The organism is Pseudomonas sp. LB1P83, from assembly GCF_054897885.1.
In genome coordinates this window covers 6119873-6135693 of sequence record NZ_CM142709.1, presented here as the reverse complement: position 1 = coordinate 6135693, position 15821 = coordinate 6119873, and the positions used below count along the sequence as shown (strand labels likewise).

Annotated in this window: 14 protein-coding genes; 10 read left to right on the top strand and 4 right to left on the bottom strand. The window is 58.8% G+C overall.

Features of this window, described 5'->3' with window-relative positions; translation table 11 throughout:
* Positions 1 to 36: 36 nt before the first annotated feature.
* On the bottom strand, positions 37 to 1461 hold the full coding sequence (gene aspA, locus ACYZTY_RS28250) for an aspartate ammonia-lyase (RefSeq protein WP_461956362.1): 1425 nt from the start codon (positions 1459 to 1461) through the stop codon (positions 37 to 39).
* A 180-nt stretch (positions 1462 to 1641) separates the two neighbouring features.
* On the opposite strand from aspA, the gene ACYZTY_RS28245 reads away from it, so the two are divergent.
* Positions 1642 to 2553 carry a LysR substrate-binding domain-containing protein gene (locus ACYZTY_RS28245; protein WP_461956361.1) on the top strand — a complete coding sequence of 304 codons (912 nt, stop codon included), beginning with the start codon at positions 1642 to 1644 and terminating at the stop codon, positions 2551 to 2553.
* A 47-nt stretch (positions 2554 to 2600) separates the two neighbouring features.
* On the opposite strand, the gene ACYZTY_RS28240 is transcribed toward ACYZTY_RS28245, so the two are convergent.
* The gene (locus tag ACYZTY_RS28240) at positions 2601 to 3227 is read right to left on the bottom strand and encodes a zinc metalloprotease (RefSeq protein WP_461956360.1); all 627 of its coding nucleotides are present in this window, start codon (positions 3225 to 3227) and stop codon (positions 2601 to 2603) included.
* A 392-nt stretch (positions 3228 to 3619) separates the two neighbouring features.
* Here ACYZTY_RS28240 and purE point away from each other — a divergent pair, with 392 nt between their 5' ends.
* From purE to ACYZTY_RS28220, 4 genes are all read left to right on the top strand, one after another.
* A complete protein-coding gene (gene purE / locus ACYZTY_RS28235) occupies positions 3620 to 4111 on the top strand; it encodes a 5-(carboxyamino)imidazole ribonucleotide mutase (RefSeq protein ID WP_008150032.1) in 492 nt (163 codons plus the stop codon).
* Between the two features lie 11 nt (positions 4112 to 4122).
* Positions 4123 to 5205 (top strand): 5-(carboxyamino)imidazole ribonucleotide synthase, encoded by a 1083-nt coding sequence (locus ACYZTY_RS28230; RefSeq protein ID WP_461956359.1) that lies wholly within the window; start codon positions 4123 to 4125, stop codon positions 5203 to 5205.
* 110 nt (positions 5206 to 5315) lie between these two features.
* Positions 5316 to 5561, top strand: a complete 246-nt coding sequence (locus tag ACYZTY_RS28225; RefSeq protein ID WP_461956358.1) for a GlsB/YeaQ/YmgE family stress response membrane protein — start codon at positions 5316 to 5318, stop codon at positions 5559 to 5561.
* Positions 5562 to 5648: 87 nt separating this feature from the next.
* Entirely contained in the window at positions 5649 to 6185 is a 537-nt protein-coding gene (locus tag ACYZTY_RS28220) for a DUF3299 domain-containing protein (RefSeq protein WP_461956357.1), read from the top strand.
* A 113-nt stretch (positions 6186 to 6298) separates the two neighbouring features.
* Here the strand turns inward: ACYZTY_RS28220 and ACYZTY_RS28215 are convergent, their stop codons facing one another.
* Both ACYZTY_RS28215 and ACYZTY_RS28210 read right to left on the bottom strand, forming a co-directional pair.
* On the bottom strand, positions 6299 to 7198 hold the full coding sequence (locus tag ACYZTY_RS28215) for a D-hexose-6-phosphate mutarotase (protein ID WP_461956356.1): 900 nt from the start codon (positions 7196 to 7198) through the stop codon (positions 6299 to 6301).
* 57 nt (positions 7199 to 7255) lie between these two features.
* The gene (locus tag ACYZTY_RS28210) at positions 7256 to 7660 is read right to left on the bottom strand and encodes an acyl-CoA thioesterase (RefSeq protein WP_007896491.1); all 405 of its coding nucleotides are present in this window, start codon (positions 7658 to 7660) and stop codon (positions 7256 to 7258) included.
* 382 nt (positions 7661 to 8042) lie between these two features.
* Here ACYZTY_RS28210 and ACYZTY_RS28205 point away from each other — a divergent pair, with 382 nt between their 5' ends.
* The 5 genes from ACYZTY_RS28205 to pstB all read left to right on the top strand — a co-directional run bounded on the left by ACYZTY_RS28205 (position 8043) and on the right by pstB (position 15744).
* Positions 8043 to 9341 (top strand): MFS transporter, encoded by a 1299-nt coding sequence (locus tag ACYZTY_RS28205; protein WP_461956355.1) that lies wholly within the window; start codon positions 8043 to 8045, stop codon positions 9339 to 9341.
* A 205-nt stretch (positions 9342 to 9546) separates the two neighbouring features.
* Complete coding sequence (locus tag ACYZTY_RS28200; RefSeq protein WP_461956354.1) at positions 9547 to 10548, top strand: phosphate ABC transporter substrate-binding protein PstS family protein; 1002 nt, start codon at positions 9547 to 9549, stop codon at positions 10546 to 10548.
* A 236-nt stretch (positions 10549 to 10784) separates the two neighbouring features.
* Positions 10785 to 13067, top strand: coding sequence for an ABC transporter permease subunit (locus tag ACYZTY_RS28195; RefSeq protein ID WP_461956353.1), 2283 nt, complete (start codon positions 10785 to 10787; stop codon positions 13065 to 13067).
* 15 nt (positions 13068 to 13082) lie between these two features.
* A complete protein-coding gene (gene pstA / locus ACYZTY_RS28190; RefSeq protein WP_461956352.1) occupies positions 13083 to 14753 on the top strand; it encodes a phosphate ABC transporter permease PstA in 1671 nt (556 codons plus the stop codon).
* Between the two features lie 157 nt (positions 14754 to 14910).
* The gene (gene pstB, locus ACYZTY_RS28185; protein ID WP_461956351.1) at positions 14911 to 15744 is read left to right on the top strand and encodes a phosphate ABC transporter ATP-binding protein PstB; all 834 of its coding nucleotides are present in this window, start codon (positions 14911 to 14913) and stop codon (positions 15742 to 15744) included.
* Positions 15745 to 15821: the final 77 nt, after the last annotated feature.

Here is a 15821-nt window from a genome sequence, read left to right as displayed (position 1 = left end):
CGACCTGGTGAGCGGTGCTACAAGTGACACGTCGGATCAGGCTTTAAGCGGAACCAGACGCGGAGCAATCATGTTTTCCGGGCGCAGGATGTCGGCGAGCATTTCGTCGTCGAGCAAGCCTTCTTCGCGCACCAGTTCCAGCACACCGCGGCCGCTTTCAAGGGCGATACGGGCGATGCGGGTGGCGTTTTCATAGCCGATGTACGGGTTCAGCGCGGTGACCAGGCCGATCGAGTGCTCGACCAGTTCACGGCAGCGCTCTTCGTTGGCGGTGATGCCGACGATGCAGTGCTCGCGCAGCATGTCCATGGCGCGTTGCAGCAGGCGGATCGAGTCGAAGATCTTGAACGCGATCAGCGGCTCCATCACGTTCAGTTGCAGCTGGCCGCCTTCGGCCGCGATGGTCAGGGCCAGGTCGTTGCCGATGATCTGGAACGCCACCTGGTTAACCGCTTCCGGGATTACCGGGTTGACCTTGCCGGGCATGATCGAGCTGCCTGGCTGACGCGCTGGCAGGTTGATTTCGTTGATGCCGGTGCGTGGACCGCTGGACAGCAGGCGCAGGTCGTTGCAGATCTTCGACAGCTTGACCGCCGTGCGCTTGAGCATGCCGGAGAACAGCACGAAGGCGCCCATGTCGGAAGTGGCTTCGATCAGGTCGGCGGCCGGAACCAGCGGTTGACCGCTGATCAGTGCCAGACGCTGAACGGCCAGGAGTTGGTAGCGCGGGTCGGCGTTGATGCCGGTACCGATCGCGGTGCCGCCCAGGTTCACTTCGGTCAGCAGTTCAGGTGCGAGTGTTTTCAGGCGCGCCAGGTCTTCGCTCAGGGTGGTGGCGAAGGCGCGGAATTCTTGACCCAGGGTCATCGGCACGGCGTCTTGCAGCTGGGTACGGCCCATCTTCAATACGTGGCTGAACTCTACACCTTTGGCGGCGAACGACTGGATCAGGCTGTCGAGGCTGGCCAGCAGCGCGTCGTGACCCAGCAGCAGACCCAGGCGGATCGCGGTCGGGTAGGCGTCGTTGGTCGACTGCGCCATGTTCACGTCGTTGTTCGGGTGCAGGTATTGGTATTCGCCTTTCTGGTGACCCATGGCCTCCAGCGCGATGTTGGCGATGACTTCGTTGGCATTCATGTTGGTCGAAGTGCCAGCGCCGCCTTGAATCATGTCCACCACGAACTCTTCGTGGAAATCGCCGCGGATCAAACGTGCACAGGCTTCGCTGATGGCAGCGTGCTTGGCTTCGCTCAGATGACCCAGCTCGCGGTTGGCGTCAGCGGCGGCCTGCTTGACCATCGCCAGACCGACAACCAGCTTCGGGTAATGCGAAATCGGAACGCCAGAGAGACGGAAGTTGTTCACCGCTCGCAGGGTCTGGATGCCGTAATACGCTTGCGCAGGTACTTCGAGTACGCCAAGCAGGTCTTTTTCTGTGCGGAAAGATGCAGCGGAGGACATGATAGAAATCATCTCGATATGGACCCGGTCTGTGCCGGAACACTGCAAATGCTAGGCTTGTGGAGAATTTTCGGCCAATGCTGTTAAACACTGGCCTATGCACATTCGGCATAATGACCATGTGACGCCGTGAGTGCGGCGAGCGTGCGACCTAAATTGGTGCGTGTCCGGGAGGACGTGATGAATCTGGAAAGTAAATGGCTCGAGGACTTCAGCGCCTTGGCCGCCACCCGCAGCTTCTCCCAGGCTGCGGAGCGACGTTTCGTGACCCAGCCGGCGTTCAGTCGGCGGATCCGCAGCCTGGAAGCGGCGCTGGGGTTGCAGTTGGTCAATCGCTCGCGCACGCCGATCGAGCTGACGGCGGCGGGGCAGCTGTTCCTGGTGACCGCACGAACCGTGGTCGAACAGCTCGGCGAAGTACTGCGCCACCTCCATCATCTGGAGGGCGGGCAGGGCGAGGTGATGCAGGTTGCCGCCGCGCACTCATTGGCATTGGGTTTCTTTCCACGCTGGATTGCGCAGTTGCGTAACGAAGGCCTGAACATTGCCACGCGGTTGGTGGCGACTAACGTTGGCGACGCGGTACATGCGCTGCGCGAAGGTGGTTGCGACTTGATGCTGGCCTTCTATGACCCGGACGCGGCCTTGCAGATGGACCCGGAAATCTTCCCGTCGCTGCACCTCGGCCACACCGAAATGCTCCCTGTTTGCGCGGCGGACGCAGACGGCAAGCCACTGTTCGATCTGGAAGGCGATGCCAGTGTGCCGCTGCTCGCGTACAGCGCAGGCGCGTTTCTCGGGCGTTCGGTAAACATGCTGTTGCGCCAGCGGGCGCTGCGCTTCACCACCATTTACGAAACCGCCATGGCCGACAGCCTCAAGAGCATGGCGCTTGAAGGCCTGGGCATCGCCTGGGTGCCGCAACTCAGCGTGCGCGCCGAACTGGCTCGCGGTGAATTGGTGGTGTGCGGCGGCCCGCAATGGCATGTGCCGCTGGAGATTCGCCTGTATCGCTGTGCGTTGGTACGTAAGGCCAACGTGCGGCTGTTGTGGCGCAAGCTGGAAGGCGGGGCGGCCGGTCCTGGTTCCTGAGCCGGGTGGAAGACCAGGCTAATGACCTTCGCCCATGGTTATAAAAATCAGTCGAATTTACTGAGGTAGTTACGGATGTTTTCTCTATTTTTGTCACTGAAGCGGTAGTCATTGCCGTGAAGCGCATTGACAGGTTTCATGATCGTGTCGTGCCACCAGCCGTTGTAGATGACCTCAGCATCTTCATGGGTGGCACCCAACATGTGCCCAATCTCGTGTGCGGGTGTCATGTAGCTAGATATCGAAGCAATTCCACACTCATCTTTTGAATAGGCAACTCCGGCAATTTTTTCGTTAATTGGGTTGCGGGTTAACAAGAGGTGTTTGATCAGTTTTGGGTGGTAAGATTGTGCTGCCGGTATCCTCAAAGACGTCTTGTTAACCAATTGACTCCAACGATGGAGTGAGTATGCAGAACTTACATCTTTGTAGTCAAAATTGGCCATTTCCGGCGATGTGGATTTGGTAATTAGAATCATATCAATATTACGATTGGATATATCCTGCAACTCGGTTCTCGCCCAGGAGAAATAGTCGTGGTTAAGTTCGTTGATGTCGTACTCATCGAGGTCGCTGTGTATATACACCATCAGGAGGATAGGGTTTTTTGATTGCTCAGGATTTTCATCCATCAGCGAACGTTTATCTCGTGCACTTGTTTCATCTTCTTTCACATTATATTCCTTTGTTTTTTGGTGTTTTGCTTAAAATTTAAAATTAAAACTAGCTAAAAAAAGAGGCAAGTTAAAAGTTATCTATTTATGTTTCTTACTTGTCGCTATGAGAGTCTCGTTGAGTCAGTAATGGTTATATTTAATACAGTTCAATTGTGTGGGCAGGGATACTGAGGCCTCTTCGTTTTTTTAACCTCTGAGTCAACAAGTGGGCGTTTTCACGATCCATGACAGATGGTCGCTTGAGGGGCTGTTTATCTGCTTCATTGAGGTATACTGCGCGGCCTTCGGCCGGTTCGACTGGCCATAATTCGTACAATCAAGCCACGCATTTTGCGTGGCTTGTTGTTTTTTGACGCGCCTGCGGGCGCCCAGAGAGAAGAGGCACGACGATGAGTGCACTGGTTGGCGTGATCATGGGCTCCAAGTCCGATTGGTCCACCCTTAGCCACACCGCCGATATGCTGGAAAAGCTCGGCATTCCTTACGAGGTGAAAGTGGTCTCTGCCCACCGCACCCCGGACCTGCTGTTCCAGTACGCCGAAGAGGCCGAGGCGCGTGGCATCGAGGTGATCATCGCCGGTGCCGGTGGCGCGGCCCACTTGCCTGGCATGTGTGCGGCCAAGACCCACCTGCCGGTGCTGGGCGTTCCGGTGCAGTCGTCGATGCTTTCTGGCGTCGATTCGCTGCTCTCGATCGTGCAGATGCCAGCGGGCATCCCGGTTGCCACCCTGGCCATCGGCAAGGCCGGCGCGATTAACGCCGCGCTGTTGTCGGCGAGTATCCTCGGCGCCAAGCACCCGCAATTCCACGCGGTGCTGAAAAAATTCCGTGCTGAGCAGACAGACAGCGTCCTGGAAAATCCAGACCCACGCATCGCCTGAGGTTGTTGACGATGAAGATCGGTGTAATCGGTGGCGGCCAGTTGGGTCGCATGTTGGCGTTGGCGGGCACCCCGCTGGGCATGAACTTCGCTTTCCTGGACCCGGCACCGGATGCTTGCGCAGCCGCGTTGGGCGAACACCTGCGGGCCGATTACGGCGATCAGGATCACCTGCGTCAGCTGGCCGATGAAGTCGATCTGGTGACTTTCGAGTTCGAAAGCGTCCCGGCCGAAACCGTGGCCTTCCTGTCGCAATTCGTCCCGGTCTACCCGAGCGCCGAAGCCCTGCGCATCGCCCGTGATCGCTGGTTCGAGAAGAGCATGTTCAAGGACCTGGGGATTCCAACCCCGGCGTTCGCCGACATTCAATCGCAAGCCGATCTGGACGCCGCCGTTGCTTCTATCGGTCTACCGGCCGTGCTGAAAACCCGCACCCTGGGTTACGACGGCAAGGGCCAGAAAGTCCTGCGTAAACCGGAAGATGTGGTCGGCACGTTCGCCGAGCTGGGTAGCGTGGCCTGCCTGCTGGAAGGCTTCGTGCCGTTCACCGGTGAAGTTTCGCTGATCGCCGTCCGCGCTCGCGACGGTGAAACGAAGTTCTATCCGCTGGTTCACAACACCCACGACAGCGGCATTCTCAAGCTGTCCGTGGCCAGCACCGATCACCCGCTGCAAGCGTTGGCCGAAGACTATTCCAGCCGCGTGCTCAAACAGCTGGAATACGTCGGCGTGATGGCGTTCGAGTTCTTCGAAGTCGACGGTGGCCTCAAGGCCAACGAAATCGCCCCGCGCGTGCACAACTCCGGGCACTGGACCACCGAAGGCGCCGAATGCAGCCAGTTCGAAAACCACCTGCGGGCCGTTGCGGGCCTGCCGCTGGGCTCGACGGCCAAGGTCGGCGAGAGCGCAATGCTCAACTTCATCGGTAAAGTGCCGGAGACCGACAAAATTCTGGCCATCGCTGATTGCCATCTGCACCACTATGGCAAGGCGTTCAAGGTCGGCCGCAAGGTCGGTCACGCCAACCTGCGCTGCGCTGACAAGGCTACGCTGGAGCAACAGATCCTCAAGGTCGAAGCGCTCATCGCCGAATAAATAGTTTCATGTGGCAGCGGCGGAACCATTCAAGGTCCGCCGTTCTCTCATGGCAGGATGCGAAAGTCTGACTAGGCTTCTGCATAGCCACTTACTCAGAGGGAAATGCCATGGGAATTATCGGAACCATCTTTATCGGCTTGATCGTCGGCCTGCTGGCTCGGTTCCTGAAACCGGGCGATGACAGCATGGGCTGGATCATGACCATCCTGCTCGGTATCGGCGGTTCGCTGGCGGCCACCTACGGCGGTCAGGCTCTGGGCATCTATCGCGCGGGCGAAGGTGCAGGCTTCATCGGTGCGCTGGTTGGCGCGGTGGTGTTGCTGGTGGTCTACGGCTTGATCAGAAAGAACTGATTCAAGCGACAAAGTCCTCTCTGCGGCGCACGCGGGGAGGGCTAGAATGCTCGGCGTTACACAGTCCATTCCTTACCGAGCACCTCCATGCGCCGTCTTTTGTTGACTCTCCTCCTTTTGGGCAGTGGTTTGGCCCATGCCGGCGAACTGCCGGAAACCGACTGGCTCGAACTGATGCCCAAGTCGGACCAGAAGGCCCTCGAGGCCATGCCCGAAATCGACCACAACTCCCCTGAAGGCGATGGCACCTTTACCGAAAAAGGTGGCATGAAGCAGAGCAAGGGCTTGCCGGCGGTGATGTATTCGACCAAAACCGTGCCGTCGATGAGCGACAAGAACATCCGCATCGGTGGTTATCCGGTGCCGCTGGAGTCCGACGCCAAGGGGCGCAGCACGCTGTTCTTCCTCGTGCCGTACCCGGGCGCCTGTATCCACGTGCCGCCACCGCCGCCTAATCAGTTGGTGTTGGTGCGTTATCCGAAAGGTTTGAAGCTGGATGATATCTACACGCCGTTGTGGGTGACGGGCACGCTGAAGATCGAGAAGGTCAACAATGACCTGGCAGATGCGGCGTATGCGCTGGATGCAGCGAAGGTGCGGGTGGTGAAAGAATCAGATCTGTAGGTGATCGAATGTAGGAGTGAGCCTGCTCGCGATAGCGGTTTAACAGTCAACATTGATGTTGGATGTTATGGCCCTATCGCGAGCAGGCTCACTCCTACATTGGTTTTGCGGTGTTACAGCGGTTTGCTGGCAATGCTCACACCGAGGGTATGGCTCGCACCCGGCGGCAGTGTCACCACGTCATCCATCACATTCGCCGTCTCGATGCACAGCATCTTCTGCCAGCCATCGTCAGCCATGTCGCTGAACGCCGCGGCACGATCAACCCACGGATTCCAGATCACCGCCGTGCGCGAACCACTGCTGGTCAGCTCGATGCGTCGTTCCCAGGCCGGGTCGACAATGCTCAGCGTCTGCGGAGTATTGAGGTAGATGCGATCAGTCTCGCCGGTAAAACGCAGCTCACCGGTCTGAGCCTTGGTTTTCCAGTCATCCAGGGTTTCGATATAGCTCAAGCCATCCAGCCCTTCGACATGCACATTGCGCACATCACTGACCGCGAAATAGCTGTGCAGCGCCTGGCTGATGGTGACTTTGCCCGTGCCGCGATTGTGGCTGGTCAGGCTGATGTGCAGTTGCTCATCCAAACGAATACTCAGCTTCAAATCCACCTGGTGCGGCCAGCCGGGGAAGCCGCCTTCAGGGTAGGGCAGGATGAATTCCACCTTCAGGCTCTCGCCCTCGGTTTCGATACCGCCCAGTTCCCAATCCATCGCCCGGACAAAACCGTGGGCGGTTGGCGGTTCGTTGCTGACGCGCATCGCCTGGACGCTTTGCGGGTTGCGCGGAAAATTGCCGAACCACGGCCAGCACACAGGCACACCGGCACGGATGCTCTTGCCGGTCTTGAACACAGCCTCGTCGTTGAGCCAGATCAGCGGCGGTTGGCCGGCCAATTGATAACTGAGGATGTGCGCGCCTTGCTGGGCCACCAGCAATTCGGCCTGACCGTGGCGGATGCGCCAGCAGTTCAGTTCATCCAGTTTCACGGCTTCAACGTTGGGCGTGCTCATGGGGCAACTCTCGATCAGGAACAATGACTGCAATGGACCGCAGAAAGGTCGCGGCGTTTAACGCGCGCGCGGCGGAACCGAACGAGTACGGCCGCTGCCATCGATCGCGACAAACACAAACACGGCTTCAGTCACTTTACGCCACTCGCTGGACAGCGGATCGTCGCTCCAGACTTCGACCATCATCTGAATCGAGCTGCGGCCGATTTCCAGCGCCTGTGTATAGAAGGAGAGCTGAGCGCCCACCGCTACCGGAACCAGAAACGCCATGCGATCAATCGCAACGGTTGCCACGCGTCCGCCAGCGACTTTGCTGGCCATTGCGGTGCCGGCCAAATCCATCTGTGCCACCAGCCAGCCGCCGAAGATATCGCCGAAGCCGTTGGTTTCACGCGGAAGCGCGGTAATTTGCAGGGCCAGGTCGCCTTGCGGGATTGGATCTTCTTGTTCGAGCTCTATCATTCCGGGGGTGCCTCTGACCCGTGACTCTTCATAAGTACTTCACGTGAATAGCCGTCTCAAGGAAAAACGATTCAGCCCGAACATACTACGTTCGTCACGTTTTTCGTAAGGCGCCTAAAGGGAAACTCTGCGAAAGCGACTGAACCAGGCAATGACCTTGCCTGACAGCCAGCGCGTTTTCGCACAGCAACCCCTTACAAATGCTGCAACGCAGCGAGTATATCGGTCGGTAGACTCCGAGACGACCGTCCGGTTCTCATTTTGACCGTCAAATACGCACCTCTATGTGCTTTTTCGAACAATTTGCTATCGTGCCGGACCTGCCCAAGCCTCAGCCAGCGTTGTTGGGGTTGCAGATCCGACTATAAGAGAAGCCCTTGCCATGACCACAGCGCCCTCTAGCATCGCGCAGCCGACCCAGCCCGCTCGTCCGTTGACCCGTAACGACTACAAGACATTATCGCTGTCTGCCTTGGGCGGCGCGTTGGAGTTTTACGACTTCATCATCTTCGTGTTCTTCGCCACGGTGGTGGGCAAACTGTTCTTCCCGGCGGACATGCCCGAGTGGCTACGCCTGATGCAGACGTTCGGCATCTTTGCCGCCGGCTACCTCGCCCGCCCGCTGGGTGGCATTGTCATGGCGCATTTCGGCGATCTGCTGGGCCGCAAAAAGATGTTCACCCTGAGCATTTTCATGATGGCGGTACCGACTCTGATCATGGGCTTGCTGCCGACCTATGCGCAGATTGGCATGTGGGCGCCGATTCTGTTGCTGCTGATGCGGGTTATTCAAGGCGCGGCGATTGGCGGTGAAGTGCCGGGCGCGTGGGTATTCGTTTCCGAACACGTCCCTCAACGTCATATCGGTTATGCCTGCGGGACGCTGACGAGCGGTCTGACGGCTGGCATCCTCCTGGGTTCATTGGTCGCCACCGCGATCAACAGCATTTACACCCCGCTGGAAGTGTCCGATTACGCCTGGCGGATCCCGTTCCTGCTGGGCGGTGTGTTCGGGTTGTTCTCTGTCTACCTGCGCCGCTGGCTGCACGAGACCCCGGTGTTTGCCGAGCTGCAACTGCGCAAAGCCCTGGCCGAAGAAGTGCCGCTGCGCGCCGTTTTGCGTGATCATCGCGGCGCGATCGCGATCTCCATGCTGCTGACCTGGCTGCTGTCCGCCGGCATCATCGTGGTCATTTTGATGACCCCGACCGTGCTGCAGAGCGTTTACCACTTCTCGCCGACCACGGCGTTGCAGGCCAACAGCCTGGCGATTGTGTTCCTGAGCTTCGGGTGCGTGGCGTCCGGTGCATTGGCTGATCGATTCGGTGCTGGTCGAGTGTTCGTGTTTGGCAGTGCTGCGCTGTTGTTCAGCTCATGGACTTTCTATCACAGCCTGTTCAATCACCCGGACTGGCTGTATCCGATGTACGCCTTGACCGGTTTCCTGGTCGGCACCATCGGTGCAGTGCCTTACGTGATGGTCAAAGCCTTTCCGGCAGTGGTGCGCTTCAGCGGGTTGTCGTTTTCCTACAACCTGGCTTACGCGATTTTTGGCGGCCTGACGCCGATGGTGGTGACGCTGCTGTTGAAGGAAAGCCCGATGGGGCCTGCCTACTATGTGGCGATTATTTGTGGGGTCGGGATTCTGGTGGGTGCGTACCTCTGGAAGAAAGGTCGCTAAGCCAACTGACGCCTTCGCGGGCAAGCCTCGCTCCTACAGATCCTGTAGGAGCGAGGCTTGCCCGCGAAGAACGATGGCGAGAATTATCCTGCAAAAGATCGAATGCTGGCCTTTCATCCAATTGTCATATTTCAGCCATAGAGTGTTCACACGGCCTGCTGATACTTGGCCCCGACTAACACACCCTATCTGCTAGGAGTAAGGCATGAAACTGAAGCGTTTGATGGCGGCAATGACTTTTGTCGCTGCTGGCGTTGCGACTGCCAACGCGGTTGCCGCTGTTGACCCTGCTATCCCGAGCTACACCAAGATCACTGGTGTGTCGGGCAACCTGTCCAGCGTCGGCTCCGATACCCTGGCCAACCTCATGACCCTGTGGGCTGAGAACTACAAAAAAGAATACCCGAACGTAAACATCCAGATTCAGGCTGCCGGTTCGTCTACCGCGCCACCTGCGCTCACTGAAGGTACCGCTAACCTGGGCCCGATGAGCCGCAAGATGAAGGACACCGAGCTGCAAGCCTTCGAAACCAAATACGGTTACAAGCCAACCGCGATCCCGGTTGCCGTGGACGCCCTGGCTGTTTTCGTACACAAAGACAACCCGATCCAGCACCTGACCATGGAACAAGTTGACGCGATCTTCTCGTCCACTCGTCTGTGCGGCGCTAAAACCGACGTGAAAACCTGGGGCGACCTGGGCGTGACCGGCGACCTGGCCAACAAGCCGGTTCAGCTGTTCGGTCGTAACTCGGTATCCGGCACCTACGGCTACTTCAAAGAAGAAGCCCTGTGCAAAGGTGACTACAAGCCAAACGTCAACGAACAACCAGGTTCGGCTTCGGTCGTGCAGTCGATCAGCTCCTCGCTGAACGGCGTTGGTTACTCGGGCATCGGCTACAAAACTGCTAGCGTGAAAACGGTAGCTCTGGCCAAGAAAGGCAGCACCGAGTTCATCGAAGACACCGAAGAAAACGCCCTGAACGGCAAGTACCCGCTGTCGCGCTTCCTCTACGTTTACGTCAACAAAGCCCCGAACAAGCCTCTGGCCCCGCTGGAAGCCGAGTTCGTGAAACTGGTTCTGTCCAAACAGGGCCAGGAAGTTGTAGTGAAAGACGGCTACATCCCACTGCCGGCCAAGGTTGCTGCAAAAGCACTGGCTGACCTGGGTCTCGCGGAAGGCGGCGCTGACGTCGCAAAAAAGTAAAACCCTAGGTCCGGGGTAAACCCGGACCTGTAGGAGCGAGGCTTGCCCGCGAAAGCGGTGGTTCAGTCAGCATTGTTGTTGAATGTAATGACGCCTTCGCCAGCAAGCTCAGCTCCTACAAATGCCGGTACGCCGGCCCCCAAAATTTCCTATCCACTGCCAGTTCCGCTGGCGGCGGATTTGTTGCGTCACTGCATTGTCATCTTTCTGTCATACAGGATCGCTAGGGTGTGCGCATGAATGATCTGGCCAATTCCACCATGACTACTAATCCTCCCAAGCGAATTGATTTCAATACGCCTGAGCTGCAACGCAAGCGCCGCATCCGCGCGCTCAAAGATCGCCTGACCCGCTGGTACGTCCTCGTGGGCGGCCTGGCCGTTCTCGCCGCGATCACGCTGATCTTTTTCTTCCTCGCCTACGTCGTCTTCCCCCTGTTCCAGGGTGCCGATCTGACGGCCAAGGACTCCATCACGCCCGCCTGGATGCAAGACGCCGGCAAGCCGCTGATGATTTCCCTGGAAGAGCAGAACCAGGTCGCCATGCGGGTTTCCGACAAAGGGCAGGCGCTGTTCTTCGACATCGACAGTGGCGCCGAACTCAAGCGCGTCGATCTGCCGATTCCGGCCGGTACTACGGTCACTTCCATCGGTGAAGACCAGCCCGGTCACCCATTGGTAGCGGTCGGCTTGTCCAACGGTCAGGCCCTGGTGTTCCGTCACACGTATAAAGTCAGCTACCCGGACGGCAAGAAAACCATCTCGCCAGCCGTCGAATACCCGTACGGCGCAACACCGATTGCGCTGAACGAGGCGGGCGGTGCGCTGGAACACGTCAGCCTCAACGCCACTGATTCGACCCTGATGCTGGTCGGTTCCACCGGTTCGCAACTCAATGTGCTTTCGCTGACCAGCGAAGAAAACATGATGACCGGCGAAATCACCAACGAGCAGAAACGTATCGATCTGCCGCAGATGAACGAGCCGGTGAAGAACATCTTCGTCGACCCGCGCCAGCAATGGCTGTACGTGATCAACGGTCGTGCTCAGGTCGATGTGTTCAGCCTGCGCGACAAGAGCCTCAACGGTCGCTACAAACTGCTTGAAAACGGCGATGCCGAAATCACTGCCAGTACTCAATTGGTGGGCGGCATCTCGCTGATCCTCGGCGATTCCAAGGGTGGCCTGGCCCAGTGGTTCATGGCCCGCGACCCGGATGGCGAGCAGCGTCTGAAGCAGATCCGCACCTTCCAGATGGGCACCACGCCCATCGTTGAAATCACCGCCGAAGAACGTCGCAAAGGCTTCGTTGCCCTCGACGCTTCCGGCAAGCTCGGCGTGTTCCACAGCACCGCTCACCGTACCTTGCTGGTGGATCAGGTGGTCGACGGCCAAGGCATCTTCGGCCTGTCGCCACGGGCCAACCGCGTGATCGTCGAAGCGGGCGGCAAGATTCAACCGCTGCTGCTCGACAACCCGCACCCGGAAGTGTCGTGGAGCGCGTTGTGGAGCAAGGTCTGGTACGAAAACTACGACGAGCCTAAATATGTCTGGCAATCGACCGCGGCCAACACCGACTTCGAACCCAAGCTGAGCCTGTCGCCGCTGACGTTCGGCACCCTGAAAGCCGCGTTCTACGCCATGCTGCTGGCCGCGCCACTGGCCGTTGCCGCTGCAATCTACACCGCGTACTTCATGGCCCCGAGCCTGCGCCGCAAGGTCAAACCGGTGATCGAGCTGATGGAAGCGATGCCGACGGTGATCCTCGGTTTCTTCGCCGGCCTGTTCCTCGCGCCGTATGTGGAAGGACATTTGCCGGGCATCTTCAGCCTGTTGATGCTGCTGCCGATCGGCATTTTGGTGGCCGGTTTCGTCTTCAGTCGCCTGCCTGAGTCGATCCGCCTGAAAGTGCCGGACGGCTGGGAAAGCGCGATTCTGATTCCGGTGATCCTGTTCGTGGGCTGGCTCTCGCTGTACATGAGCCCGTACATGGAAACCTGGTTCTTCGGCGGCGACATGCGTATGTGGATCTCCCACGACCTGGGCATCACCTACGACCAGCGCAACGCTCTGGTGGTCGGTCTGGCCATGGGTTTCGCGGTGATCCCGAACATCTACTCCATCGCCGAAGACGCCGTGTTCAGTGTGCCTCGTGGCCTGACTCTCGGTTCCCTGGCCCTCGGTGCCACGCCGTGGCAGACGATGACGCGGGTGGTGATCCTCACCGCCAGCCCGGGCATCTTCTCGGCACTGATGATCGGCATGGGCCGTGCGGTCGGTGAAACCATGATCGTGCTGATGGCCACCGGTAACACCCCGGTCATGGAAATGAACCTGTTCGAAGGTCTGCGAACGCTGGCCGCCAACGTCGCGGTGGAAATGCCCGAATCGGAAGTCGGCGGCAGCCACTACCGCGTGCTATTCCTCTCGGCGCTGGTGCTGCTGTTGTTCACCTTCGTCATGAACACCCTCGCGGAACTGATTCGTCAGCGTCTGCGCAAGAAATACTCGTCGCTTTAAGAAAGGTAGAAGTCTGTGAAACAGAACTCCCTGAATGGATGGTTCAAGAGCGGCGCCCCAGGCGTCTGGATCAGCGGTGGCGCGGTGTCCATCGCGGTCATCATGACCATTGGCTTGCTGGCGGTGATTGCCGTGCGCGGTCTGGGTCACTTCTGGCCGGCGGATTTGATTCACGCCAGCTACGACGTGCCGGGCCAGGCCAATCACCTGGTCATCGGCGAAATCGTGCAGAAAGAAGAAGTGCCGCGCGAGCGTCTGAAAAGTGCCGGTCTGCCGGTGCCCGACGTGGGCCCGGAGTTCATGACCCGGGAGCTGATCAAGGTCGGCAACCGTGACTTGAACGGCAACGACTTCACCTGGATCGTCGGCGAGTGGCTGACCAACCAGAAGACGCCGCCGGAGCTGATGGCCATCGAGCGCCGCGAATGGGGCAATTTCTACGGCTACCTGGTCAACGTCAAACAGGAAGGCAAGGTTATTGCTGAAGGCGAAGCCGCTTGGCCTGAGTTGCAGGCTCGCGTTGCCCGCGTCAACGAGCTCGCCGCACAGCTCAAGACCCTTGAAAAAGTCGACATCGGCGCGATCAACGCCGGCCTCGAACGCATCCGCCTGCACGGTCGCAAGCTGGAACTGGCCGGCACCCTCGACGCCACCGCACAAGCGGACATGGAATCCGAGCGCGCCGAACTCAACGCTCGTTATCAGGACATCGAAGCACGCCTGAACGACCTGCACGCCCAGTTCAACCGCGACAGCCTGACGGCTCGTGACGCGAACGGCAAAGAGATCGAAATCGGTATTGGCAAAGTGGTTCATGCCTACCAGCCGAACGCGATGGGCACCTTCACCAAGATCGGTTTCTACTTCAGCAAGATGTGGGAATTCCTCAGCGACGACCCGCGTGAAGCGAACACCGAAGGCGGGATCTTCCCGGCGATTTTCGGCACTGTGATGATGACCCTGATCATGGCGATGGTCGTGACGCCGTTCGGCGTGCTGGCAGCGGTTTACCTGCGCGAATATGCCAAACAGAACGCGTTGACCCGGATTATCCGCATCGCCGTGAACAACCTGGCAGGCGTTCCGGCCATCGTTTACGGCGTGTTCGGTCTGGGCTTCTTCGTCTATGTGCTGGGCGGCTCGGTGGACCGGTTGTTCTTCCCTGAAGCGTTGCCGGCACCGACCTTCGGTACGCCGGGCCTGCTCTGGGCGTCCTTGACCCTTGCGCTGCTGGCGGTGCCAGTGGTGATTGTGGCCACCGAAGAAGGCCTGGCGCGGATTCCTCGCACCGTGCGTGAAGGCTCGTTGGCCCTCGGTGCGACCAAGGCTGAAACCTTGTGGAAGATCGTGCTGCCGATGGCCAGCCCGGCCATGATGACCGGCATGATCCTCGCCGTGGCTCGCGCCGCCGGTGAAGTGGCGCCGCTGATGCTGGTGGGTGTGGTGAAACTGGCGCCGTCGCTGCCACTGGATGGCAACTACCCGTACCTTCACCTTGACCAGAAGATCATGCACCTGGGCTTCCACATCTATGACGTCGGCTTCCAGAGCCCGAACGTCGAAGCTGCGCGGCCGCTGGTGTACGCCACGGCGCTGCTGCTGGTGCTGGTGATCGCGACATTGAACCTGTCGGCCGTTTATATCCGTAACCATCTGCGCGAAAAATACAAAGCGCTGGATAGCTAATACCGCCGCTCCCTGTAGGAGCCAGGCTTGCCGGCGAAGGCGATTTCAAGGGCGCCTTCGCCGGCAAGCCTGGCTCCTACAGAACGGCAACACCGCTGGCCCATTTTGTGAGGCCAGCGGCCAACCGAACCGAATTTGTTAGCACAGGGAGCCTCCCATGCAGCACGAAGCACATACCCACGGCATCAACATGTCTGCCCTGGGCCGCGACAAGCAGAGCCTGAGTCTTGAACAGGAAACCGTGGCCATTGAAGTACCGGGCCTGAATCTGTTCTATGGCGACAAACAAGCGCTGTACGACGTCAACCTGAACATCCCGAAACAGCGAGTGACCGCCTTCATCGGCCCGTCCGGCTGCGGCAAATCCACCCTGCTGCGGACCTTCAACCGCATGAACGACCTGGTCGATGGCTGCCGCGTAGAAGGGGAAATCAACCTCTACGGCAACAACATCTACCGCAAGGGCGAAGACGTGGCCGAACTGCGTCGTCGCGTCGGCATGGTGTTCCAGAAGCCGAACCCGTTCCCGAAAACCATCTACGAAAACGTGGTGTACGGCCTGCGCATCCAGGGCATCAACAAAAAACGCATCCTCGACGAAGCGGTCGAGTGGGCGTTGAAAGGCGCGGCGCTGTGGGACGAGGTCAAAGACCGTCTGCATGAATCGGCACTCGGCCTGTCCGGTGGTCAGCAGCAACGTCTGGTGATCGCGCGCACCATCGCCGTGGAACCGGAAGTGCTGCTGCTCGACGAACCGTGCTCGGCTCTCGACCCGATCTCGACGTTGAAAGTCGAAGAGCTGATCTACGAATTGAAATCGAAATTCACCATCGTCATCGTGACCCACAACATGCAACAGGCCGCGCGGGTTTCCGACTACACGGCGTTCATGTACATGGGCAAACTGGTGGAATTCGGCGACACCGACACCCTGTTCACCAATCCGGCCAAGAAGCAGACCGAAGACTACATCACAGGGCGGTACGGCTAGCCGTACAGCTGCACGCCGCAAGCTTCAAGCGGCAAGAAAGAAGCGGTGCGATATCAGGACTCATACATAACTGCTTG

Bases quoted from the DNA above. Each gene is read 5' to 3' on its own strand.
- ACYZTY_RS28230 (WP_461956359.1), top strand. From the start codon at position 4,123: ATGAAGATCGGTGTAATCGGTGGCGGCCAGTTGGGTCGCATGTTGGCG.
- purE (WP_008150032.1), top strand. From the start codon at position 3,620: ATGAGTGCACTGGTTGGCGTGATCATGGGCTCCAAGTCCGATTGGTCC.
- ACYZTY_RS28210 (WP_007896491.1), bottom strand. From the start codon at position 7,660: ATGATAGAGCTCGAACAAGAAGATCCAATCCCGCAAGGCGACCTGGCC.
- aspA (WP_461956362.1), bottom strand. From the start codon at position 1,461: ATGTCCTCCGCTGCATCTTTCCGCACAGAAAAAGACCTGCTTGGCGTA.
- ACYZTY_RS28195 (WP_461956353.1), top strand. From the start codon at position 10,785: ATGAATGATCTGGCCAATTCCACCATGACTACTAATCCTCCCAAGCGA.
- ACYZTY_RS28245 (WP_461956361.1), top strand. From the start codon at position 1,642: ATGAATCTGGAAAGTAAATGGCTCGAGGACTTCAGCGCCTTGGCCGCC.
- ACYZTY_RS28200 (WP_461956354.1), top strand. From the start codon at position 9,547: ATGAAACTGAAGCGTTTGATGGCGGCAATGACTTTTGTCGCTGCTGGC.
- ACYZTY_RS28220 (WP_461956357.1), top strand. From the start codon at position 5,649: ATGCGCCGTCTTTTGTTGACTCTCCTCCTTTTGGGCAGTGGTTTGGCC.
- pstB (WP_461956351.1), top strand. From the start codon at position 14,911: ATGCAGCACGAAGCACATACCCACGGCATCAACATGTCTGCCCTGGGC.
- ACYZTY_RS28205 (WP_461956355.1), top strand. From the start codon at position 8,043: ATGACCACAGCGCCCTCTAGCATCGCGCAGCCGACCCAGCCCGCTCGT.
- ACYZTY_RS28215 (WP_461956356.1), bottom strand. From the start codon at position 7,198: ATGAGCACGCCCAACGTTGAAGCCGTGAAACTGGATGAACTGAACTGC.
- ACYZTY_RS28225 (WP_461956358.1), top strand. From the start codon at position 5,316: ATGGGAATTATCGGAACCATCTTTATCGGCTTGATCGTCGGCCTGCTG.